Below are 23,636 nucleotides of genomic sequence, written 5' to 3'. Positions count from 1 at the left end.
GGGCACCTTCTTAACGGACGTCCGTGTAGAAGGTGCCCTTCCTTCGCTTCAGGGCTGGAGGTGGGTGGGGGGCTCTGGGGAGGTCGGTGGGTCGGCGGGCGTGGGCGGGGCGAATGCCGACGGGACGGCCGTCGCGGGGACCGGTGCGGCGGGCAGGGCCATGGTGAGGCGGCTGTGGCCGAGGTGGGCGGCGGCGGCGGCCTCGTGGTAGGCGTCGAGTTCGGCCAGGAACTGCTCGGACCGGTAGAGGGTGCCGTCGACGACCGGACCTGACCGGCCTTCGAGCACGGCGACGACGTCGTCGCCGGTGAGCGTCTTGTGCGTCTCCAGCGCGTGGGCGAGGGCGAGCACGTCGCGGCGGTGCTGGGCCAGCAGCTCGGCCGTACGGGCGAGCAGGTCGCCGAGCATGTCCTCGATCCGGTCGGCCAGCGCGTGGCGTACCTCGGCCTCCGTGTCCTGGCCCTTCTTGCGACGGCCGCCCTGCCCGCCGCCGGGTGCGCCGACCTCCAGGCGCTTGGCAGTCGAGTACGACGACACGGTGCCGCCCATGCCCCAGAAGCCCTCCATGAACGAGGCGACCGTGGTGGCCGACTCCAGGTCGCCCGAGACGCCGGACGAGCTGTCCCCGCCGAAGAACATCCGCTCCCCCGCGAGCGAGGCCAGCGACACGCAGATGTCGGCCTCGTACTCGGTGCGCCACCGGGTGAACTGGTCCTCCGGCGGGATGCTGGCCACCATGCCGAGGTAGTCGCTGCCCTTCTCGATGGTGGCGATGTCGATCTCCATGTGGTGCCGGGTGCGGTACGCGATGACCGCGTGGCAGGCCTCGTGCACCGCGACGGCATGCCGCTCCCGCTCGATGTACTCGACGTCCTCGGGCGGCCCGAGTTCCTTGAGCTGCTTGGCCCGCATCACGTCGCGCCAGGCGATGACCTCGCGGCCGTCCCGGATCGCGGTGATCAGCGCCTCGTTGATCAGGTCCTTGATGGTCGCCCCGGTGGCGTACGGCGTGATCGTCGCCAGTTTGTCGATCTCGGCGGCGGTCAGCTCGTGGCGCACCTTGCCCAGGTAACCCTCGTAGGTGCGGACCCGGCCCGCCTTGCTCGGGTAACCGACCTTGTAGATCCGGTCGATGCGCCCCGGTCGCAGCAGCGCCTCGTCGAGGGCCTCCGGCAGGTTGGTCGCCATCATCACCAGGATCCGGTAGCGCGGCGGCGGCTTCGGGCGCATGCCCAGCGCGCGGCGCACGAACCGGTTGACGAAGCCGCGCGGCTTCTTCAGCCCGGACAGCTCGGTGAGCAGAGCCTGCAGGGTGCCCATACCCCCGCCGTTGTTCATGCCCGCGCCCATCACGAACCGGTTGCGCCGCACCGGGGCCGGGACCTCCTCGGTCGCGTGCTCGGCCGCCGTGTGCCGGGCCAGCCGCCACTGCGTGTCCGGCGACAGGTAGCCGAACCCGTGGCAGCCCGGGCCGGTGGTGAACGCCGGGGTCATGCCGCGCGGGAAGCCGGGGCCGCCCTGGGCGAGCTGCCCGCGGCTGCCCAGCGAGTCGGCCTCGTCGAAGAAGACGATCACGCCGCCGTAGCGCAGCGCCAGCTTGCGCAGCTTGCGGAACAGCGACTTCACCTTGAGGATGCCGACGCCCATGAACATGTTGGTGAACGCGCCCGGGTCGACGAACACGTAGGGCTTGCCGGTCTCCCCCGCCACCGCCTCGGCCATCAGCGTCTTGCCGGTGCCCGGCGGGCCCCACAGCAGCAGGCCGGAGGGCACGTAGCCGCCCTTGGCCTCGATCGCGTCGGGCTGCTCCAGGAAGACGATGTTCTCCCGCACCCGGGCCAGCACGTGGTCCTGGCCCCACACGTCGGTGAACCGGGTCTTGATGTCGTCGGGGTAGTACACCTCGACGCCGCCCCGGGACAGGAACCAGAAGATCGCCACGAACTGCATCACGACGACGAACAGCAGGAACACCATCTGCAGCACGAACGGCATCAGCGCCCACAGGATCGCCGGGGCCTGGAACAGCGCCAGCACCGGCGAGGTGTCCAGCACGGCGCCCGCCACGAGCGCGAACACCACGATCCAGAACACCCACTTCAGGATGCGGGCCAGCCGGAACCTGGTCCAGTCGGACAGCCGCCGCCGGGAGAAGCGCTCGACGCCGCCGAACACCCGGTGGCTCCAGAACCGGTGGTATGCCGCCCAGTGCTCGCTGACCAGGAAGTGCAGCTGCCGCAGCAGTTCCAGCCCGGCCAGGATCAGCAGCCAGCGCGACTCCACGAGGTGGATGCGCGCCGCCTCCACGAACGGCATGCCGCCCGGGAAGTCGGCCATCTCCGCCCACACCAGCACCAGCCAGGCGACGGCGAACAGGAACAGGAACTTGATCCGGTCCCAGAACGGCAGCTTCTTGCGCTTGGGACGCTCTTCCACCCGCGCCGGCTCTCCCGGCGGGCGCAGGCCTTCCACCGGCTCGCTCATGCCACGCTCCTGACCGTGAAGGACTGCACGACCACGTCGAGTTCCGCCGCCCGCTCGCGGTAGCACGAGGCCGAGCAGCGCAGGATGAACTGGTACAGCCGCCGCCCGGCGTCGTCGACGTAGACGGTCTGGTCGAACGTCTGCAGCGAGCCGCCACCGGGGCTGTAGTTGAACACCGAGCGCACCCCGCGGACCGAGCCGTCGCTCGGCAGGATCTCGTCGGAGACCAGCTCGAAGCCCTGGAACACCGCGCTCTGCGCGTTGTCCGCGCGGGCCGAGTCGGTGACCGGCAGGAGCAGATCACGGGCCCCGTTCAGGGACACCGCGTTGATCTCGTTCTCGGACAGCCGGCGCACCATCGCGTACACGAACGGCTGGTCGCCGGTGCCGAGGAACAGGTGCAGCGGCTGCGGGACGACCGAGGCGTCGTAGCCGACCGACCAGATCCGCTCCCGCCGCGCCGCCGCGGCCACCGAGTCGGGATCCTCCCCGGACAGCATCACGTCCATCGCCTCGTGCTCGATGCGCTGCCAGCCGTGGGGGACCTTGAAGTAGACGCCGTCGTCGGCGTTCTTGACGTAGTCGAACTCCGGCGCGCCGCACCCGCCCAGCGCGAGCGCCACCGTCGTGAGGAGGGCGACCAGCGCCGCCCGCTTTCCCGCTGCCTGCCGCCTGTCCTTCATGACGCGCCCCCACCGCCGTCGGGCTGTCCTGATCGGTCACTGCTCGCGTGCGGGCGACGACACCTCCGGTGGTGTCACCGACCGGCACGGTGGCTGTCGGTGCTCCTGTAAGGAGTATGGCGGCGACACATCCGGGTTCAGAATGGCTGCACAGTCGGCAATGTCGACCGCACTACCGATAGCGCGATCGACATACATGCCTGATTATCCTGGTGGCGCGTCGAGTCCTTACGTCAGCCCAGGTTGGGGCGGAGCCAGCGTTCGGCGTCGGCGAGGTCGGCGCCGCGCCGGGTGGCGTAGTCCGCCAGCTGGTCGCGGCCGATGCGGCCGACGGTGAAGTAGCGCGAGTCCGGGTGCGCCAGCAGCAGGCCGCTGACGGCGGCGGCGGGGGTCATCGCGTACGACTCGGTCAGGCCCATGCCGATCTTCTCCGCGCCGAGCAGGTCGAACAGCTCCCGCTTGAGGGTGTGGTCGGGCGTGGCCGGGTAGCCGAACGCGGGCCGGATGCCGCGGAAGCGCTCGGCGTGCAGGTCCTCGATCGCCGGGTCGGCGTCGGGCTCGAACCAGTCCCGCCGGGCCTGCAGGTGCAGGTGCTCGGCGAACGCCTCGGCGAGCCGGTCGGCCAGCGCCTTGACCATGATGGCCCGGTAGTCGTCGTGCTCGGCCTCGTACTTCGCGGCCAGCTCGTCCGCGCCGTGGATGGCCACGGCGAAGCCGCCGACGTGGTCCCCGGCCGGGGCCAGGTAGTCCGACAGGCAGCGGTTGGGCCGCCCGGCCGGCTTGACGGTCTGCTGGCGCAGCATCGGCATGCGGGCCTCGCCCTCGATGACGATGTCGTCGCCCTCGGCGTGCGCGGGCCAGAAGCCGTACACCCCGTGGGCCTGCAGCGAGCCGTCCGCGATGATCTGGTCGAGCATGGTGTTGGCGTCGTCGAACAGCTCCCGCGCCTGCGGCCGCTCCAGGATCGCCGGGTACTTGCCCTTGAGCTCCCAGGCCAGGAACAGGAACTGCCAGTCGATCATCTTGCGCAGCTCGGCCAGGTCCGGCGTGACCTCGCGCAGGCCGGTGAACGCGGGCACCGGCAGGTCGGTGAAGTCGGGCCGCTCGGCGTTGGCCCGTGCCTGCGCCAGGGTCAGCAGCGGCTGGCGGGTCTTGTTGGCGTGCTCGTCGCGCAGCCGTGCCTGCTCGGTGCGGTTGTCCGCGGCCAGCCCCTCGGCCCGCGCGGGGTCGAGCAGCTGGGACACGACGCCGACGACGCGGGAGGCGTCGAGCACATGCACGGTCGCCGACTCGTACGCCGGGGCGATGCGCACCGCGGTGTGCTGCCGGGACGTGGTGGCCCCACCGATCAGCAGCGGCAGCTTCAGGCCGCGGCGCTGCATCTCCTGCGCGACCGAGACCATCTCGTCCAGCGACGGGGTGATCAGCCCGGACAGGCCGATCACGTCCGCGCCCTCGGCCAGCGCGGTGTCCAGGATCTTCGCCGCGGGCACCATCACGCCGAGGTCGACGACCTCGTAGTTGTTGCAGCCCAGCACGACGCCGACGATGTTCTTGCCGATGTCGTGCACGTCGCCCTTGACCGTGGCCAGCACGACCTTGCCCTGCCCGCGCGTGGTCTCGGCCTTGCCGTCGCGGCGGGCCTGCTCCTTCTCGGCCTCCATGTACGGCTCCAGGTAGGCCACCGCGCGCTTCATCACCCGGGCGCTCTTGACCACCTGCGGCAGGAACATCTTGCCCGCGCCGAACAGGTCGCCGACGACCTTCATGCCGTCCATCAGCGGGCCCTCGATGACTTCGAGGGGACGCGCGGCCTCCTGCCGGGCCTCCTCGGTGTCCTCCTCGATGAAGTCCACGATGCCGTGCACCAGCGCGTGCGACAGCCGCTGCGCCACGGGAGCCTCGCGCCAGGCCAGGTCGGCGACGCGCTTGGTCCCTTCGCCGCTGACCGTGCCCGCGTACGCGACGAGCCGGTCGGTGGCGTCGGGACGGCGGTCGAACAGCACGTCCTCGACGAGGTCGCGCAGCTCGGCCGGGATGTCCTCGTACACGGCGAGCTGTCCGGCGTTGACGATGCCCATGTCGAGCCCCGCCCGGACGGCGTGCAGCAGGAACGCCGAGTGCATGGCCTCGCGCACCACGTCGTTGCCGCGGAACGAGAACGACAGGTTGGAGATGCCGCCGCTGGTCCGCGCCCCGGGGCAGCGCGCCTTGATCAGCGGCAGCGCGTCGATGAACGCCTTGGCGTACCCGTTGTGCTCGGCGATGCCGGTGGCCACGGCCAGCACGTTCGGGTCGAACACGATGTCCTCGGCGGCGAACCCGGCCTGCTGGGTGAGCAGGTCGTACGCCCGCCCGCAGATGCTGACCTTGCGCTCGACGGTGTCGGCCTGGCCCTGCTCGTCGAAGGCCATCACCACCACGCCCGCGCCGTAGCCCTGGATACGCCGGGCCTGGTCGAGGAAGACCTCCTCGCCCTCCTTGAGGCTGATCGAGTTGACCACGCCCTTGCCCTGCACGCACTTGAGACCGGCTTCGAGCACACTCCACTTGGAGCTGTCCACCATGATCGGAATGCGGGCCACCTCGGGCTCGGTCGCGATCAGGTTGAGGAACGTGGTCATCGCCAGCTCGCTGTCGAGCAGGTCGGCGTCCATGTTCACGTCGAGCAGGTTGGCCCCGCCGCGCACCTGGTCCAGCGCCACCGCGACCGCGCCCTGGTGGTCGTCGGCCTCGATGAGGCGGCGGAACTTCGCCGAGCCGGTCACGTTGGTGCGCTCGCCGATCATGACGAAACCGGTGTCCGGGCCGATCGCGAACGGCTCCAGGCCGCTGAACCGGGTGGCCTTCGGCAGCTGTGGCACCGCGCGCGGCGGCAGCCCCTTGACGGCCGCGGCGACCTGCGCGATGTGCTCGGGCGTGGTGCCGCAGCAGCCGCCCGCGATGTTGACCAGGCCCGACGTGGCGAACTCGCCCAGCAGCGCGCCGGTCTCCTCCGGCGTCTGGTCGTAGCCGCCGAACGCGTTGGGCAGGCCGGCGTTGGGGTGGCTGGCGGTGTAGATCCCGGCGAGGCGGGACAGCTCCTCGACGTGCGGGCGCATCTCGGTCGCGCCGAGCGAGCAGTTCACGCCGACGACCAGCGGCTGCGCCCGTTCGATGGAGCGCCAGAACGCCTCCACGGTCTGCCCGGACAGGGTGCGGCCGGACAGGTCGACGATGGTCACCGAGATCCACAGCGGCAGCTGCGGGGCGACCTCTCGGGCCGCCGCGATGGCCGCCTTGGCGTTGAGGGTGTCGAAGATCGTCTCGACGAGCAGGATGTCGACGCCGCCCTCGGCCAGCGCCGAGATCTGCTCGGCGTACGTCTCGAAGACCCGGTCGTAGGAGACAGTCCGGTAGGACGGGTCGTCGACGCGCGGGGACAGCGACAGGGTCACGTTGAGCGGGCCGACCGAGCCGGCCACGAAGCGCCCGCCGAACTCGTCGGCGGCCTGCCGGGCCAGCTGCGCGCCGCGCAGGTTCATCTCGCGCACGTACGCCTCCAGGCCGTAGTCGGCCTGGGCGATGCTCGTCGCGGTGAAGGTGTTCGTCGAGGTGATGTCCGCGCCTGCGGCGAGGTAGCGCCGGTGCACGTCGAGGATCAGGTCGGGCCGGGTCAGGATGAGCACGTCCGGGTTGCCGGTGAGGTCGTGCGAGTGGTCGCCGAAGCGGTCGCCGCGGTAGTCCTCGGGGCCCAGCTTGGCGTTCTGCAGCATGGTGCCCCACGCGCCGTCGAGCACCGCGATCCGCTGGTCGAGCAGCGAACGCAGCTCCTGCACGCGGGTGGCGGGGGAAGAAGACCGGCTCAACGCGAACACCTCCGAAAGAACTCTCGGAGGCGCCCTTGCAACGGTGTGTCCAGCCGAGCGTGGCGGGCTGTGCCCGTTGCAGCGCCTCTCGACCTGAACACGAAGTTTACCGTCAGTCCCACCACCGCTCGCGACCGCGGCACCTCCCGTCCCGCAGATCGGGACGGGCCGCCCGGCTCCACCTCGATCATCCGACTTGCCTGGCAGCTGTGCGTATCTTGAGGCAGCTTCCGAACATCTGCCAGGCAAGTCCGACAATCATGAGCGCTGTCCCGCGATGCGGACGCCTCCGCGTGGAACAACGCTCGCGGTGGGGCGCCCGCTTCCCGCGACGTTGGGCCGGGTCAGGCCAGGGGGCGCAGGGCGTCGACGAGCGGGGTGCTGGGGCGGCCCGCCAGGCGGGACAGGTCGCCGGTGGTCAGCGCCAGGGCACCGGCGCGGATGTCGCCGTCGACGGCGACCAGGAAGCCCGCGGTGCCGGCGTCGAGGCCCGCCTCGGTGAGCAGCTTCAGGTGCTCCTCCGGCGAGACGCGCCGGTAGACGACGTCGCGGCCGAGCACGGTCGCGAACGCCGCGGCCAGCTCGTCGAAGTCCCAGGCGTGGTCGCCGGACAGCTCGTACACCGCGCCTTCGTGGCCGTCGCCGGTGAGCGCCGCGGCGGTGGCGGCGGCATAGTCGGCGCGGGTGGCGCTGGCGACCCGGCCGTCACCGGCGCTGGACAGCACCACCCCGGCGGCGCGGGCCTGGACCAGCGCGGGTGCGTAGTTCTCGGTGTACCAGCCGTTGCGCAGCAGGGTGAACGGGATGCCCGAGGCCCGGATCGCCTGCTCGGTGGCGACGTGGTCGGGTGCTACCGGCAGCGCGGACTCGGCCGCGTCCAGCACGCTGGTGTAGGCCAGGCGGGCCACCCCGGCCGCCTTCGCCGCGTCGATCACGGCCTGGTGCTGGGCGACCCGGCGGCCGACCTCACTGCCGGAGACCAGCAGCAGCGTGTCGCCCTCGGCCAGGGCCGCGGACAGGCTCGCCGGGTCGTCGTAGTCGAACCGGACGGTGCGTACGCCGCGCGCGGCCAGCTCGGCGAGCCGGCTCTCGTCGCGGGCCCCGGCCACGAGCTGCCCCGGGGCGACACCGCGGTCCAGCAGCGCGGCGACGACGAGCCGCCCGAGCTGCCCGGTGGCCCCGCTGATCACGATAGACATCTGTTCTCCCACATGTCTCGGCGGTCCGGGCATGGGTGCTCCGGCCGCGAAAGCCTCTCGAAAACGGGGACTACTCCCCGGTTAGCCGACCGTAGCACAACCGGGGATGTCTCCCCACTTCGCTATGCTGGCGGTATGGCCACCACCGCCCTCCGCGCCGACGCCGAGCGCAACCGCCGCCGGCTGGTCGACGCCGCGCTGGCCGTGTTCAGCGAGCGCGGGCTGGACGCACCCCTCGATGAGATCGCGCGCACCGCCGGAGTCGGTAACGCCACGCTCTACCGGCACTTCCCCGCCCGGCGCGACCTGATCGCGGCGGTGTACGCGGAGACGCTGGCCGAGATCGTCACGGCCGCCGAGCGCGCGGCCGCCCACCCCGACGCCTGGACCGGGTTCCACGACCACCTGGTCTACCTGTGCGGGGTGCAGTCGCGTTGCCGGGCGACGTCCGACCTGCTTACCGCCGCGGTGGCCGGGGTGCCGGGGCTCGACGCGCTGCACGACCGCGCGTACCACGGGCTGCAGCAGCTCATCGAGCGCGCGCAGGCGGCCGGCGAGCTGCGCGCGGACTTCCGGCACGAGGACGTGGCGCTGATCCTGATGGCGAACGCCGGGCTCATCGAGCGCACCGCCGACACCGCGCCGACGGCCTGGCGGCGGCAGCTCGCGTACACCCTCGACGGGCTGCGCTCCCCCGGCCGCACGCCCGCCCCGCCGAGTCCCGGCGTGGACCGGGTGATGGACGCGATGCGCGAGCGCGGCCGCCGCTTCGCGGGCGAACCGGCGAACTGACCTCACTCTCCGTATCGGCACGGGGTGCCCGCAGCCATCGACCACGCTCGAAATGATTTCGGCACATTCCGAAAGCGTTGCGGTCGCAGGTGATACGGCATGGCCGAATTTGCCTGTATGCATGCCATTGACATCGATCAGACCCTCTGCCTGAATGAACCGAAAGCGTTTTAGATCGTCTTCGGTCGATCATTCGGTGGCAGCTCACCGCCTGCCGCGCACAACACGCACGGTGACGGTTTCACCGTGCCCGCTCCCGTTCCCCCGCCGCACGCGCGCCGCCCGGACGCGCTGCCGAAAGGACGGCACATGCCCCTCTCACTCCCCCGCCGCCGATGGCCGGTCATCGTGGTGACCCTGCTGGCCCTCAGCACCGGCGCCCCCGCCTCGGCCGTGCCGGCCGGCGCCCAGGACGGCGCCGCCCCGGCCGTCCAGGCCGGTCCCGGCCTGGTCTATTCCGGACTGTCCGCCGAGCGCACCGGCGCGTGCGCCGGCATGTTCCGCGTCGTCGGCGTCAGCTCGACGATGTGCACGCACGGCCCCGACCCGGCCCCGGCCGGGCTGTCGGTCACCCGTTCCGTCGCGCCCCTGCCCGCACGGGCCGCCACCGCGGCGGCACCGCTCGCGCTGCCGGTGTGCGAGGGCGACGGCACCTCCGGCCGCCGCGTCGAGGTGCTGTACGTACGCGGCAGCACCAGCCGCTACAGCCAGTACCTGGAGACGTTCCGGCAGCTCGCCGAGCAGGTCGACGTCATCTTCAACGAGAGCGCCAAGGCCACCGGCGGCGAGCGGCACGTCCGCTACGTCACCGAGACCGTCGGCGGCGCCTGCCGCCCGGTCGTGCGCGACGTGCAGATCCCGGACGCGGCGCTCAACGCCAACGACTGGGCGCCGCTGCTCAACGCGGTCAAGGCGGCCGGCTACGCCCGCACCGACCGCAAGTACCTGCAGTTCGTCGACGCCAACATCTACTGCGGCATCGGCGGCTTCGCCGGGGACACCCGCAAGTCCGACGCCAACCGGTCCAACACCGGGCCGGAGTACGCCCGCGCGGACAACGGCTGCTGGACCGCCGGGGTGGCCGCGCACGAGCTCGGGCACACGCTCGGCGCGGTGAACAACAACGCCCCCAACGCCTCCGGCGCCGCGCACTGCGTCGACGAGTACGACGTCATGTGCTACAAGGACGGCCCCAACGTGGTGCTGCGCTACTCCTGCCCGAGCCAGGCTCTGGACCAGCGGCTGGACTGCAACCACGACGACTACTACCACACGAACCCGCCCGCGGGCAGCTACCTGGCGACCTACTACAACGTCGCCGACAACCTGTTCCTGATCAAGGGCGGCGCCACCAACCCGCCACCGGTCACCAACCTGGCCCTGTCGGCGACGGCGAGCGCGTCGTACACCTCCTCCTGGGAGAGCGTGCTCGCGATCAACGACGGCATCGACCCGCCGTCCTCGAACGACACCGTCAACCGCCGCTGGGGCACCTGGCCCGACACCGGCCAGCAGTGGGCCCAGCTGACCTGGTCGGCGGCGCAGTCGGTCCGCGTCGCCGACGTCTACTTCTTCGACGACAACGGCGGCGTGCGCCTGCCCGCCTCGTGGAGCCTGCAGTACTGGAACGGCAGCGCGTACGTGGCCGTGCCCGGCGCGAGCGGCTACCCCGTGGCGGCCAACCAGTACAACCGCGTCACCTTCACCACGGTCAGCACCACCCGCCTGCGCGTCGTCCTCAACAGCGGCGCAGGCTCCGTCGGCCTCCTCGAAGTCAAGGTCACCAGCTGAGCCGAAGGAAGGGCACCTTCCCAACCATATTGGTGCGGAGGGTGCCCTTCCTTACCACTCAATGGTTCTGAGCAGGGAGGGTGCGTATGAAAGTGAGCTGGCCGCGCGGGGGCGCGGTGCTGGTGGTCGCGGCCGGGCTCGTGTTCGGGGCTGCGGCCCCGGCGGGCGCGCACCGGGGTGTGCTGCCGACGCTGCACCACGACGGGCGGGGCACGGTCTGGCTCACGCTGGCCTGGGACGACGGCCATCCCGTCACGGAGCCCGGACTGGCGATGCTGTCGGCGATCGGCGACACGGGCACGACCGTGCCGGTCACCGCGCTGCGCCCGCTCCCCCACGACCCGGCGACCCTGCCACTGCCCGGCGCGCTGGCCGCCGGCGACTGGACGGTCACCGTGGACGTCGCCACGCCGGGGGTCGGGTACTGCTCCGCCAGGGTGCGCGTCGCCGCCGACGCGGTGCCCCAGACGCTCCCCTGCGCTCCACCCGCCACCTCCTCGGCCGTGGCCGCCGCCCCCCGCACCGAGGGGCCACCGCTCGTGCTGGTGGCAGCGCTGGCCGCGGCCGCGCTCGCCGCCGGCGTCCTGTGGTCGCGCCGTCCGACCCGCCACCGCGCCCGGACACGGGACGGGCGTCAGGTGTAGCTGATGTCGGTGAAGTCGATGGACACCATGAGCATGTCCATGATCGGGCGGCGGTCGGGGCCGCGGGTGTAGGCACGACGCCTCGTCGGCAGGCTGATGCCGTCCACGGTCACGTGCTCCGAGGTCAGCTGGGACGCGCCGAAGCCACCCGCGATGTTGACGTGGTAGTCGTGGCGGCACAGCATCCGGCTGTCGTCGAAGAAGAAGTCCTGCACCGCGCTGTGTGTCTCGATCGAGCCGGGGAAGTACGCCCGCAGCACCCGCCACGTCCGCGCACCCTCCCGCCAGGGCTCGGTCTCCTCGACGCGCACCCCGTCCCACGCGAGCAGGAACGGCGTCACCAGGTATGTCCACAGTGCCTCACCGTTGAAGTAGGCCCGCTGCAACCCGTCCCAGGGCGTGTTCATCTGGTGCCCGGCGAAGGAGTCGTGCGGGGCGTACCGCTCCGCGACGACCGTGCCGTCGAGCTTCTCGATCGAGATCCGGTCGGGCGTGAACATGGTCAGCTGGTCGGGCGCGCCGTAGGGCAGCACCGACGAGCGCTCCTCATGCAGCCACACCGTCATGCGGCGCGGGTCCGCGTCCTGCAACAGCCCCTTCAGCGCGAAGAAGCCCCCGCCGGAGACGATCGTCGCCTCGACCTTCTCGTAGGACTTCCAGCGGTCCATACCGCCGTACGCGTCGATGACCTCGGCCAGAAGTTCGTTCATCGCGGCCCCCACCGTGCGAGTTGGCGCAGCCTTCCCGATGGTGCCGACGTCGTGGCCGCGACCTGCCGTCGAGCCTAGTCATCCCTGCCGTGATCAACATGCCGGAAGCCGCCGGCAGATTACATAAGTAGCTTCTATAAGCATGTGATATTGTTCGTGGTTGTGGCGACGACACCGGCTCCTCTTTCCGTGGACACCGCCCAGCAAGACCTGGCGCTGACCGTGCAGCGGCTGTTCGCGGTGCTGCGGCGGCTCAGCCCGCCAGGCATCAGCCTCAGCGCCGCGGCGACCCTGGCCACCCTGGAGCGCGAGGGGCCGCAGCGGCTCACCGAGCTCGCGGTGCGCGAGGGCGTCACCCAGCCCGCGATGACCCAGATCGTCACCCGGCTGGAACGCGACGCGCTGGCTGCCCGGACCGCCGACCCGGCCGACCGCCGGGTGGTCCTCGTCGAGATCACCCAGGCCGGGCGCGACCTGCTGCGCCATCGCCGCGACGTACGCGCCGAACGCGTCGCCGCACTGCTGGCCCAGCTCGACCCCGCCGACCGCGCCGCCATCGAGGCGGCCCTGCCCGCCCTCGGCCGGCTGGCCGACCACGCGGCGACCGCCTGAGCCGACCCGCCGCCTGCTCGGCCGGCCCTCGGCCGGTCCTGCGGCACCCCGTTCCGACAGCCGAAGGCACACCTCATGACCAGCCATGACGCCCGCTACAAGTGGGTCGCCCTGTCCAACACGACGCTCGGCATGCTGATCGCGACGATCAACTCGTCGATCGTGCTGATCTCGCTCCCGGCGATCTTCAACGGCGTGGGCCTCAACCCGCTGCAGCCCGGCAACGTCGGCTACCTGCTCTGGATGCTGATGGGCTACATGCTGGTCACCGCGGTCCTGGTGGTCACCCTCGGCCGCCTGGGCGACATATACGGCCGGGTACGCATCTACAACCTCGGCTTCGCCATCTTCGCGGTGACCTCGGTGATCCTCGCCCTGGACCCGTTCACCGGCGGCGCGGGCGCGCTGTGGCTGATCGGCTGGCGGGTGGTGCAGGCCGTCGGCGGCGCGATGCTGATGGCCAACTCGGCCGCGATCATCACCGACGCGTTCCCGGCCCGCCAGCGCGGCACGGCGCTGGGCATCAACGTGGTGGCCGCCATCGCCGGCTCGTTCATCGGCCTGGTCCTGGGCGGCCTGCTGGCCGAGTGGAGCTGGCGCTCGATCTTCTGGGTCAACGTGCCCATCGCCGCGGCCGGCACCGTCTGGGCGTACCGGTCGCTGCGCGACAACGGCGAGCGCCGCCCCGGCCGGATCGACTGGTGGGGCAACGTCACCTTCGCCGCGGGTCTGACCCTGCTACTGGCCGCGATCACCTACGGCATCCAGCCCTACGGCGGCCACCCCATGGGCTGGACCAACCCGTGGATCATCGGCGGGCTGACCGGCGGCGTCGCCCTGCTGGCCCTGTTCGGCCTCATCGAGACCCGGGTCGCCGAGCCGATGTTCCCGCTGCACCTGTTCCGCGTCGCGGCGTTCACCGGTGGCAACGTCGCCAGCCTGCTCGGCTCGATCGCCCGCGGCGGCCTGCAGTTCATGCTGATCATCTGGCTGCAGGGCATCTGGCTGCCGCTGCACGGCTACGACTACGAGGCGACGCCGCTGTGGGCGGGCATCTACCTGCTGCCGCTGACCGTCGGCTTCCTGGCCGCCGGGCCGCTGTCCGGCGCGCTGTCGGACCGTTTCGGGGCGCGGTGGTTCGCGGCGGGCGGGCTGGTGCTGATGTCGGCCTCGTTCGCCGCGCTGCTGCTGGTGCCGACCGACTTCCACTACGGCGTGTTCGCCGCGCTGGTGTTCCTCAACGGGTTCGGCGGCGGCCTGTTCTCCGCGCCGAACACCTCACTGATCATGTCGAGCGTGCCCGCGCACCTGCGCGGCGTCGCGTCCGGCATGCGCGCCACGTTCCAGAACGCGGGCATGGTGCTGTCCATCGGCGTCTTCTTCTCGCTGATGGTGGCGGGGCTGGCCCGCTCGCTGCCGACCGCGCTGGACGCCGGGCTCACCGCGCAGGGGGTGCCCGCCGGGGCGGCGCACGCCGTGTCGCAGCTGCCGCCGGTCGGCACCCTGTTCGCCGCGTTCCTGGGCTACAACCCGATCCAGGAGCTGCTCGGCCCGCAGGTGCTCGGCGCGCTGCCCGCGGCGAACGCCGCCGCGCTGACCGACCGCCAGTTCTTCCCCGACCTGATCTCCGGCCCGTTCCACGACGGCCTGGTCATCGTGTTCTGGCTGGCCATCGTGATGGGCCTGCTCGGCGCCGCCGCCTCGCTGGCCGGTCCGCGCCGGCGGCGCACCCCCGGCGAGCCCGACGCCGAGGAGATCCCCAACGTGACACGCCGGGGAGCCCCGCTCGGCTCCCCGGCGTGAGTCACGGAGTGGGATGTCCCGGGCGCGCCGCCTTTCCACGTGCGGCGCGCCCGGCCCCCACCGACATCAACCGAGCCCGTTGCGCCCGATGACGCCGGCAAACCAGCGCGCACTGTCCTTCGGAGTGCGCCGCTGGGTGTCGTAGTCGACATGCACGATGCCGAACCGTTTGCCGTAGCCGTATGCCCACTCGTAATTGTCCAACAGCGACCATGCAAGATATCCACGCATGTCCGCACCCTCGGACAGGGCCGCGTGCACGGCCCGCAGGTGACCGTCGAGGTAGGCGATGCGGTCGTGGTCGGCCACCCGGCCCCCGTCGAGCACGTCGTCGTACGCCGCGCCGTTCTCGGTGATCATCAGTGGGGTGCCGGGGTAGTCCGTGGCCAGCCGCATCAGCAACTCGTAGAGCGCGGTCGCGTCCACCGGCCAGCCCATCGCGGTGACCGGCAGGTCCTGCTGCACGTACGCGCAGCCCTCGCTGCCGGGGTTGGCCGGGCCGCAGTCGACGCCGACCCCGGCCCGCACCCGCGACGGCTGGTAGAAGTTCACCCCGAGCAGGTCGATCGGCGACGCGATCACCGCTTCGTCGCCGGCCAGGATCTGCCGGTCGACCCCGAACCGGGCGAACAGCGCCCGCATGTCCTGCGGGTAGCCGCCGCGCAGGGTCGAGTCCAGGAAGATCCGGTTGTGCAGGCCGTCGATGTGCCGCACCGCCGCGAGGTCGTGCGCATCGTTCGGATCGACCGGGCGTACGCAGGCCAGGTTCAGCGTCAGCGACACCTCGCGGGCCCCGCCCGCCCGCAGCGCCTGCACCGCCAGGCCGTGCCCGAGCAGCAGGTGGTGCACCGCCGACAGTGCGGCGGCCGGGTCCTGGCGGCCCGGGGCGTGATCCCCGCTGCCGTAGCCGAGGAACGCCGAGCACCACGGCTCGTTGAGCGTGGTCCAGGTGCGCACCCGGTCGCCGAGCCGCCCGATGGTCGCGGCGGCCAGGTCGGCGAGGTAGTAGGCGGTGTCGCGGTTGGTCCAGCCGCCCCGGTCCTCCAGGACCTGCGGCAGGTCCCAGTGGTAGAGGGTCACCATCGGGTCGATGCCCTTGTCGAGCAGTTCGTCGACCAGGCGGTCGTAGAAGTCGAGGCCGCGGGTGTTCGCCGGGCCGGAGCCGTCGGGCTTGATGCGCGGCCAGGCCACGGAGAACCGGTAGGTGCCCAGGCCGAGCTGCTTCATCAGCGCGACATCGTCGCGGTAGCGGTGGTAGTGGTCGCAGGCCACGTCCCCGGAGTGCCCCTGGAAGACCCGGCCCGGGGTGCGGGCGTAGGTGTCCCAGATCGAAGGCGTCCGGCCGTCCTCGGTGGCGGCCCCTTCGATCTGGTACGACGCGGTGGCCGCGCCCCAGCGGAAGCCCTCGGGGAACCTGAGCCCGGACAGCTCGTCCAGCCGCTGATCGGGTGCCACGGCGGTCACGACTTCACCGCTCCCTGCATGATTCCTCCGATGATGTACTTGCCGAGCAGGGCGAACACGACCAGCAGCGGCACGGTCGCGATCGCGGTGCCGGTCAGCGACAGCGAGTAGTCCTGGATGTAGCCGCTGGCCAGGGTGGACAGCGCGGTCTGCACCGTCGGGTCCTCCGGGGTCAGCACGACCAGCGGCCAGAAGAAGTCGTTCCACGCCGACATGAAGGTCAGCATGCCCAGCACGGCCGCGGCCGGTTTCGAAGCGGGCAGCACCACGTGCCAGAAGATCCGGAAGGTGTGGCAGCCGTCCACCCGGGCAGCTTCGATCAGTTCGCTGGGCACGGCCTCGCGCAGGAACTGGGTCATGAAGAACACGCCGAACGCGGTGACCAGGCCGGGCGCGACGACGGCGTACATGGTGCCGGTCCACTCGATCTTGGCCATGAGCAGGTACAGCGGGATGATGCCCAGCTGCGTCGGGACCATCATCGTCGCGATGAGCATGACCAGCATGGCGTTGCGGCCCCGGAAGGTCAGCTTCGCGAACGAGAACCCGGCCAGCGTCGAGAACAGCACCACGCTGATCGTGATCGAGATCGAGACGAGGAACGAGTTGGTCAGCGCCTTGGCGAAGTCGACGGTTCCGAAGGCGCGTTCGAGGTTGGCGAACAGGTTCGGGCCGATGCCGAGCGGCGGCGGGACCTGGCCCAGGATGCTGTTGTCGTGCGACGCGACGACCAGTGACCAGTACAGCGGGAACCCGGAGAACAACGCGAGACCCGCCAGCGCGAGGTAGGCGAGCTTGCCGGGACGCCGGTCGGCCATGAACGACTTGCGGCGACGCCGCTGCACCTGCGGCTCGACCGCCACGGCGGCGGCTTTGCGGGCTGGAGTGGTGGTGGTGAGGGGTGTCGTCGCGGTCATGAGGACCTCCGCAGGCGGCTGGTCAGGAAGTAGTTGATCGCCGCGACGATCACGATGATGCCGAACATCGCCCACGCCGCGGTCGAGGCGTAACCGAAGTCGAACCGGGAGAACGCCACCTCGTACAAGTAGAGGGAAAGCGTCTGGAACTGCCGGTCACTGCCGCCGGTCATCGAACCGCCGCCGAACAGCAGCGGCTCGGCCAGCACCTGCATGCCGCCGATCGTCGACACGATGACCGTGAAGATGATCGTCGGGCGGATCGCCGGGACCGTGATCCGGGTCAGCTGCTGGAAACTCGACGCCCCATCCAGGGACGCGGCGTCGTACAGGTCCTTGTTCACCGCCTGCATCGCGGCGAGATAGATCAGGGCGTTGTAGCCCGTCCACCGCCACAGAATCATCACGGAGATCGCGATCTGCGACGACGCGGTCCCGGCCTGCCAGTCGATCCGCCCCAGGCCCAGCGTTTCGAGGAGCCAGTTGACCAGGCCGTAGTCCTTGCCGAAGATCTGCCCGAAGATGATCGCCACCGCGGCCACCGACGTGATGTTGGGCAGCACCGCCGTCATCCGCCAGAACGTCGGCGCCCGCAACCGCTGATTCAGCACATGCGCCAACACCAGGGCCATCAACAGCTGCGGAACGGTCGACAGCACCCAGATCTGGGCAGTGTTACGCAACGCGTTCCAGAAATACTCGTCCGCGAACAACTCCTGGTAGTTCTGCAACCCCAGGAAGGTGTGGGTCTCCGACAGCAGGCTCCACTCGTGCAGGGAGACCCACGCGGTGTACGCCAGCGGGAAGATCCCGAACGCGGCGAAGAGCAGGAAGAACGGGACGATGTAGAGGTAGGGGGAACCCTTCACGTCCAGGCGGTAGAGCAGGGCTTTCATGTCCGGCCAGCGGTCCCTTCGAGCGGGGGTGGGACCGGGTCCGGCCGCGACGGTCAACGCGCCGCGGCCGGACCCGGTGCGGGGTCACAGCAGCGCGTTGACGTCCTTGACGGCCTGGGTCCAGGCCTCGTCGGACTTCTGCTTGCCCTGCTCGACACGGGTCAGACCGTTGATGATCGCCGTGTTGATGTCACCGGACTTCGGGCCCATGTACTGCGGCACCATCGTCTTGACCGAGGTGGAGAAGATCTGGCCGACGGGCGCGTTGTTGAAGAACGGGTTCTTGAAGTCCTTGATCACCGCGTCCTCGTACAGCGACACCGTCGACGGGAAGTTGCCCAGCGCCCGGAACACCTTCGCCTGCTGCTCCGGAGCCACCAGCCACTTCGCCAGCTTCGCAGCCTCCTGCACGTTCTTGCCCTGCTTGGGCAGCGTCAGGAACGAACCACCCCAGTTACCGCCACCACCAGGAACCGCGGCGATGTCCCACTTGCCCGAGGAGTCCTTGGCCTGGCTCTGGATGTAGGCCATCATCCACGACGGGCACGCCAGGGTGACGAACGAACCCTTGGCCATACCGGCGTTCCAGTCCGCCGACCACGCGGCGATCTTCCCGGACAGGCCCTTGTTGATCGCGTCGACGGAGAGGTCCCACGCCTTCTTCACACCGGCGTTGGTCTCCACCACCACCTTGTCACCGTCGTAGATGCCCACCGGCTGCTGGCCGAGCACGGAGCGGTACATGATGGTCGGGCCGTCCATCCACGCCGAACCCTTGATGTTGGCGTTCTTGAACTTCACACCCGTGGCGATGTAGTCCTCCCACGTCGGCCACAACTTGCTCACGGCCTCACGATCGGTCGGCAGACCCGCCTTCTCGAACAGGTCGCGGCGGTAGCACATCGCCATACCACCGACATCCGTGCCCAGACCGACGACCTCGCCCTTGGCCGAGGAGCCCTGCTGCCACTTCCACGCCGGCCACTGCGACTTGATCTCGGCCGCGCCGTAGTCGTTCCAGTTGTAGAACTTGCCGGGGTTGGCCGTGAACTGACCCGCCCAGCCCTCCTCGATCGCCTCGATGTCCGCGGCACCCGTGTTGGTGGCCAGGTGGGCGGCGAGGTTCTTGTGGTGGTCCTCGGCCTTGGTGATCCGCTCCACGATCTCCACATTCGGGTTCGCGGCCATGTACTCCTTGTACAGGTCCTTGTACCCGAACTCACCGAACGTCGCGATCGTCAGTTTGACCTTGCCACCGGGCTGCGCCGGGTCGTCATCGCCACCGCAGGCCGCGGTGCCGAGCACGAGCGCGGTCGCGAGCAGCGGGCCCGCGATCGCGAGAAGACGGCGACGGACGCCGGGTGTTGCTGCACTCATGGACTTCCTCCAGAGCTCGGATATGTGGGTGGTGCTGATTTGCCTGTCAGCCCGGCCGTCCGGGCAGCGCTCGCGCCGGACGGCCGGGGTGTTCGGTTGCCGCCGTCGGCCTTACGGGCCGCTGACGAGGTTGACGACGTTGTTGCCCGAGTTGGCCGTCCCGCCGGTGTTGTTGATCACTCGGTTGATGGTTCCCGTGCCGCCGAGCGAGACGGTCACCATGTTGTGGAAACTCGTGCCTGAGGTGGGCACCTCGAACGCCCGCTCGGCCACCACGGCCGGGTTGACGTTGAAGAAGCAGTAGCTGCCCAGGCCCCAGGCTTCGTGGCTGGTGACCGTGTTGGCCACCTTGTACGCCGCGTAGCCGCGGGTGGACCCGTTCATCCAGCCCGCCTGGTTCGGCGGGTCGTAGGGCAGCTCGTTCTGGAAGAAGTAGGTCCGGCCGCCGTTGCCGTTCCAGATCACCTGGTACTTCTGGTAGTGCTCGACGAACAGGCCGTAGAACGTGATGTTGTTGCCGTTGACGACCAGGCCCGTGTCGGCCGTGTTGGTGTTCCAGCCGACGCCGGAGCCGTGGTCGGCGCGCCAGATCCAGGTGTGGTCGCCGATCACGTTGTGGCTGTTGATGACCAGGCTCGTCGTCGCCTTGCCCACGCCCGCGCCGCCGATGCGGAAGAACACGTCGTGCAGCGAGGTCGGGTTGGCGGCGTGGCTCGCGCTGGAGCCGGCGGGGCCGACCTGCATGAGCGTCGCCGAGTTGGTGCTGCCCGCGTCGATGAGGATGCCGGCGAGCTTGACGCCGTCCACGTCGGCGACCGACATCGCCATGACCCCGTTGTCCGGGATGATGGTGGCCAGACCCAGGCCCAGCACGACGGTGTCGGGCCGGGTGATCCGGATGGTGTCGTTGACGTGGTAGACGCCGGGCGTGAAGAGCAGGTTCTGCCCGGCGGCCAGGGCCGCGTTGATGGAGGCCGCGGTCGCGCCGGCCTTCACGATGTGGAACTGGCTGATCGGCAGGGACGTGCCGGCGGGGGTGCCGGTCGCCCAGGTGGTGCCGGTGCTGTTGCTGCGCAGGCCGGGCACGAACACCTGGTACGCGCCCGCGCTGTCGACGTACAGGAAAGGCTTCTCCCGGACGACCGGCGTCGCGCCGACGTTGGTGTAGGGCGGGCTCGGGAACGTGTTGCCCGGTGCGCCCTGCGTGCCGACGAAGACCATGTTCCAGTTGGACCCGGCCCAGCTGCCGAACTGCGAGTTGCGCGAGATCCACTGCTGCTGGCTGCCCGAGTTGACCTGGCCGTCGACCTTGACGTCGGAGAACCAGCCGCCGCTGGCCCAGCCGCCGTCGTCGAGCAGCAGGTTGCCGCGCACGTGCATGCGGCGGTACGGCGCGGCCTGCGACACGGCCCAGCGGTCGGTGCCGCCGTTCGGGGTCACCGACAGGTTCTCCGCCCCGCGCCAGAAGTTCTGGGTGGCGTTGTTCGGCGGGAACCAGTCGGCCTCCACGTGCACCGACCCGTTGATGTTCACCGCGTCCGGCGAGAAGCCCAGACCCAGGACCTGGGTGTAGAAGCCGACGTTGACGTTGACGTTGTAGCTGCCCGGCTTGAACATCAGCGCGTACCGCTGGGTGCCGAACTGGTTCGTCTCCTGGCCCGAGAACACGCTGTTGACCTGCGACTGGATGGTCGAGGCCGACATCGACGGGTCGAAGATGCGCACGTTCGGGCCGAGGTCGGGGTTGCCGGGGTTAGGCGGCACGGTGCTGGGCGAGGGCTGCGGGCCCCCGACCGGGTTGAGGAAGAATGACTGCGCTCCCGTTCCGTTACAGGTGTACTGCACCAGCTGCACGCTGTCGGCGGTCGAGGCCGCGGGCACGTCCAGGCACTTGCCGCTGTGCCGGCTGACGAAGTGGTATGCCCCGTCGGCCTCCTCCACCGCCTGCCACTGCTGGTTGTTGCCGCCGCCGTAGAGCCACAGGTGGATCGCGGCGTTGTCGGCGGTCGAGACGTTGGAGACGTCCCAGACCTGGTTGACGGCCGGCGCGGTGCCGACCCGGAAGTAGCCGCCGCTGGTCGCGTCGAAGCGCCACTGCTGCGCGGCGGTGCCGTTGCAGGCGTACTGCTGCACCGCGGTGCCGTTCGCGCTGGCCGCGGCCCGCGCGTCGACACACTTGCCGTTGGCCTTGTTGACCACCGTGTACGTGGTCCCGGACACCACCGCGGCCTGCGCCGTGGTGGTGCCGAGCACGACCACGGCCACCGCGCCGATGCCGGCGAGCAGGGACGCGGTCAGCGTCGTGACGAGCAGGCGCCGCCTCATGAGAACGTCCACTTCTGGTTCGCGCCGGTGGTGCAGGACCAGATCTGCAGCCGCGCGCCGTCGGCGGAGCTGTTGTCCTTCACGTCCAGGCAGGTGCCGGAGAACTGGTTCACGAACTGCTGGGTGCTGCTGTTGTAGGTCCACTTCTGGGAGGTGCCGGTGTGGCAGTCCCACAGGTGGGTCAGCGTGCCGTTGGCCGCGCTGGGTCCGGCGATGTCCAGGCACTTGCCCAGCGAGCTGAGCCGGCCGGCGGAGTCGCGGGTCCAGGACTGCGCCCCGGTGCCGTTGCAGGTGTAGAGCTGGATGGCGGTGCCGTTGGCGGTCGCCGCCCCGGCCACGTCGATGCACTTGCCGGCCAGCCCCGTGATCGGGCTGGTGCCGCCGCCGGGGGTGCTGCCGGGGGTGCCCGACCAGGTGAAGGTCGCGGTGGTACGCGCCGGCAGGGTGTACACGAAGGACTGGTTGCCCCAGTTGACCCGCACCGACTGCGCCGAGGTCCCGCCGTTGTGCGCGATCAGGGCCTTGGACCCGTCCGGGTTCTTCCACGCGACGTTCTGGACCGTGCCGTTGGCCGTCGAGTCGATCCGGTACGCCCCCGGCTTGACGAACTTGGTCAGGTGGCCGGTGGTGTAGTACTCGATGGTGTAGTCGACCTGCCCTGCCCGCGAGCCGCCCTCCTGCACCGTGATCAGGCCGGTGCAGACGTCGCAGCCGCCGTTGTGCGGGCCCATGAACTGGTTGAGCGCCAGGCTCCACTTGACCAGGCTGCCGCTCCAGTTGCGGGTGTAGTTGACGATGTCGGCCATGTCCTCGTTGTGCTGGTTGCCGATCCAGGTGCCGCCGGAGTGCTCGGTGCTGAACTGCTTCACCGCCGGGTACTGGTTGTGCACCTGGGTGCCGACCGACGGGTCGCCGAAGTAGCCGTGCCAGGCGATGCCGCCGAACAGCGGGTCGTTGCGGATGCCCGTGTCGGCCAGCGTGCCGGCGCTCATGCTGGCGTAGTCGCCGTAGTTCCAGTCGTGGATGAGCACCTTGGTGGTGATGCCCGCGGCGCGGAACGCCGGGTAGACGTGGTTCTTGGTGAACTCGATCAGCCCGGAGGTGTTCCAGCTCATGCCCGGGTAGTTCATCGCGGTCGGGTTGCCCGACTGGCAGCAGTTGGGCTCGTTCTGCACCGAGATGTAGTTCACCGGCACGCCGATGGCCTGGTAGCTCTGGATGTACTTGACCAGGTACTGCGCGTACATCGGGTAGTACTCGGCCTTGAGCCAGCCCATCTGGTCCATCCGGCCGTTGTCCTTCATCCAGCCCGGCGCGCTCCACGGCACGCCCTTGACCCGCAGGGCCGGATTCAGGTTCTTCGCCTGCTGGGTGAGCAGCCGGACGTTGGTGTCGTAGCCGTTGCTGCCGAAGTCGTTGAGGTTGCAGCAGGTGTCGTCGAGCGAGACGTGGCCCGGCCGGGACAGGTCGGACGCGCCGATCGGGTTGCGCACGAACGACAGGCCGATGCCGTCGGTCGGCGAGAACAGCTTGCTCATCACCTGGTCACGGGTGGCCGCGCTGATCGGGCCGCCGCGCAGCAGGTAGGCGGTGGTGTCGGTGATGGACGCGCCGCCGCCCTCGAACTGCTGGTAGGTGGTGCCCTCGTTGACGGTGATGGTGTGGTTGGCGCTGCCGCCGGCGGGGCCGAAGGCGATGTTGCCCTGCTGCTGCAGGCCGCGGGTGACCGTGCGGCCACCGGAGTCGGACGTGGTGGTGAGCCAGACGCTGACGCTCTCCCCGGCCGCGTAGGCCGAGGGGGCGATCACCGAGCCGGTCACCAGGAATGCGGTCGCCGCAGTGGCGGTGACCGCGATGGTGGTGGTCCAGCCTGACCGGGGACGGAACACGCGGGACCCTCCTTTCGACAAAACCATGACGGGGCCATGGCAGGACGGGGACGCGGGATTCGCCGGGGCGCGCCGCGTGAGAGGTGGCGCGTCATGACGGGTCGCGTGGGGGCTGTGGAGGACCGGGCGGCGGTGGGGCTGCCGCCGACCCGGTCCGGGCTGTTCCTGGCACACAGGGCCGTCGATGTAACTGGTGTAACAG

At 70.3% G+C, this 23,636-nt stretch carries 16 protein-coding genes; 5 read left to right on the top strand and 11 right to left on the bottom strand.

Going from position 1 to position 23,636, the window contains the following annotated elements; genetic code table 11:
- Window positions 1–48: 48 nt before the first annotated feature.
- From HAV39_RS15130 to HAV39_RS15115, 4 genes are all read right to left on the bottom strand, one after another.
- Entirely contained in the window at window positions 49–2,484 is a 2,436-nt protein-coding gene (locus HAV39_RS15130) for an AAA family ATPase (RefSeq protein ID WP_191839856.1), read from the bottom strand.
- The gene (locus tag HAV39_RS15125; RefSeq protein ID WP_239120995.1) at window positions 2,481–3,167 is read right to left on the bottom strand and encodes a hypothetical protein; all 687 of its coding nucleotides are present in this window, start codon (window positions 3,165–3,167) and stop codon (window positions 2,481–2,483) included. The genes HAV39_RS15130 and HAV39_RS15125 overlap by 4 nt, the downstream gene beginning before the upstream one ends.
- Window positions 3,168–3,400: 233 nt before the next feature.
- Window positions 3,401–7,015, bottom strand: a complete 3,615-nt coding sequence (gene metH / locus HAV39_RS15120; RefSeq protein ID WP_239120994.1) for a methionine synthase — start codon at window positions 7,013–7,015, stop codon at window positions 3,401–3,403.
- A 344-nt stretch (window positions 7,016–7,359) separates the two neighbouring features.
- Window positions 7,360–8,214, bottom strand: coding sequence for an SDR family oxidoreductase (locus HAV39_RS15115; protein ID WP_191839855.1), 855 nt, complete (start codon window positions 8,212–8,214; stop codon window positions 7,360–7,362).
- Between the two features lie 135 nt (window positions 8,215–8,349).
- Here HAV39_RS15115 and HAV39_RS15110 point away from each other — a divergent pair, with 135 nt between their 5' ends.
- The 3 genes from HAV39_RS15110 (at window position 8,350) to HAV39_RS15100 (ending at window position 11,441) form a co-directional block, all read left to right on the top strand.
- Window positions 8,350–9,006, top strand: a complete 657-nt coding sequence (locus tag HAV39_RS15110; RefSeq protein WP_191839854.1) for a TetR/AcrR family transcriptional regulator — start codon at window positions 8,350–8,352, stop codon at window positions 9,004–9,006.
- A gap of 309 nt (window positions 9,007–9,315) precedes the next feature.
- A complete protein-coding gene (locus HAV39_RS42670) occupies window positions 9,316–10,797 on the top strand; it encodes a hypothetical protein (RefSeq protein ID WP_239120993.1) in 1,482 nt (493 codons plus the stop codon).
- 86 nt (window positions 10,798–10,883) lie between these two features.
- Window positions 10,884–11,441, top strand: a complete 558-nt coding sequence (locus HAV39_RS15100) for a hypothetical protein (protein WP_191839853.1) — start codon at window positions 10,884–10,886, stop codon at window positions 11,439–11,441.
- On the opposite strand, the gene HAV39_RS15095 is transcribed toward HAV39_RS15100, so the two are convergent.
- The gene (locus HAV39_RS15095) at window positions 11,432–12,151 is read right to left on the bottom strand and encodes a hypothetical protein (RefSeq protein WP_191839852.1); all 720 of its coding nucleotides are present in this window, start codon (window positions 12,149–12,151) and stop codon (window positions 11,432–11,434) included. The genes HAV39_RS15100 and HAV39_RS15095 overlap by 10 nt on opposite strands.
- A gap of 189 nt (window positions 12,152–12,340) precedes the next feature.
- On the opposite strand from HAV39_RS15095, the gene HAV39_RS15090 reads away from it, so the two are divergent.
- Together HAV39_RS15090 and HAV39_RS15085 are read left to right on the top strand one after the other, a co-directional pair.
- Entirely contained in the window at window positions 12,341–12,763 is a 423-nt protein-coding gene (locus HAV39_RS15090; protein ID WP_203736699.1) for a MarR family transcriptional regulator, read from the top strand.
- Between the two features lie 75 nt (window positions 12,764–12,838).
- Window positions 12,839–14,566: an MFS transporter gene (locus HAV39_RS15085; RefSeq protein ID WP_191839850.1), complete on the top strand. Its 1,728-nt coding sequence runs from the start codon at window positions 12,839–12,841 to the stop codon at window positions 14,564–14,566.
- 66 nt (window positions 14,567–14,632) lie between these two features.
- Here HAV39_RS15085 and HAV39_RS15080 read toward each other — a convergent pair whose 3' ends face one another.
- The 6 genes from HAV39_RS15080 to HAV39_RS15055 all read right to left on the bottom strand — a co-directional run bounded on the left by HAV39_RS15080 (window position 14,633) and on the right by HAV39_RS15055 (window position 23,434).
- Window positions 14,633–15,994 (bottom strand): GH1 family beta-glucosidase, encoded by a 1,362-nt coding sequence (locus HAV39_RS15080; RefSeq protein WP_191840035.1) that lies wholly within the window; start codon window positions 15,992–15,994, stop codon window positions 14,633–14,635.
- Window positions 15,995–16,026: 32 nt separating this feature from the next.
- Window positions 16,027–16,848 carry a carbohydrate ABC transporter permease gene (locus HAV39_RS15075; RefSeq protein ID WP_191840036.1) on the bottom strand — a complete coding sequence of 274 codons (822 nt, stop codon included), beginning with the start codon at window positions 16,846–16,848 and terminating at the stop codon, window positions 16,027–16,029.
- A gap of 95 nt (window positions 16,849–16,943) precedes the next feature.
- On the bottom strand, window positions 16,944–17,843 hold the full coding sequence (locus HAV39_RS15070; RefSeq protein ID WP_191839849.1) for a carbohydrate ABC transporter permease: 900 nt from the start codon (window positions 17,841–17,843) through the stop codon (window positions 16,944–16,946).
- An 84-nt stretch (window positions 17,844–17,927) separates the two neighbouring features.
- The gene (locus HAV39_RS15065) at window positions 17,928–19,220 is read right to left on the bottom strand and encodes an ABC transporter substrate-binding protein (RefSeq protein ID WP_191839848.1); all 1,293 of its coding nucleotides are present in this window, start codon (window positions 19,218–19,220) and stop codon (window positions 17,928–17,930) included.
- 111 nt (window positions 19,221–19,331) lie between these two features.
- Window positions 19,332–21,545, bottom strand: coding sequence for an RICIN domain-containing protein (locus tag HAV39_RS15060; RefSeq protein ID WP_191839847.1), 2,214 nt, complete (start codon window positions 21,543–21,545; stop codon window positions 19,332–19,334).
- Complete coding sequence (locus HAV39_RS15055) at window positions 21,542–23,434, bottom strand: RICIN domain-containing protein (protein WP_239121073.1); 1,893 nt, start codon at window positions 23,432–23,434, stop codon at window positions 21,542–21,544. Before HAV39_RS15055 ends, HAV39_RS15060 begins: the two co-directional genes overlap by 4 nt.
- Between the last annotated feature and the right edge of the window lie 202 nt (window positions 23,435–23,636).

This window comes from Catellatospora chokoriensis (assembly GCF_011297315.1).
Taxonomy (GTDB): Bacteria; Actinomycetota; Actinomycetes; order Mycobacteriales; family Micromonosporaceae; genus Catellatospora; species Catellatospora citrea.
The sequence above is the reverse complement of the archived record's forward strand: the minus strand, read 5'-3'. Positions and strand labels throughout refer to the sequence as shown.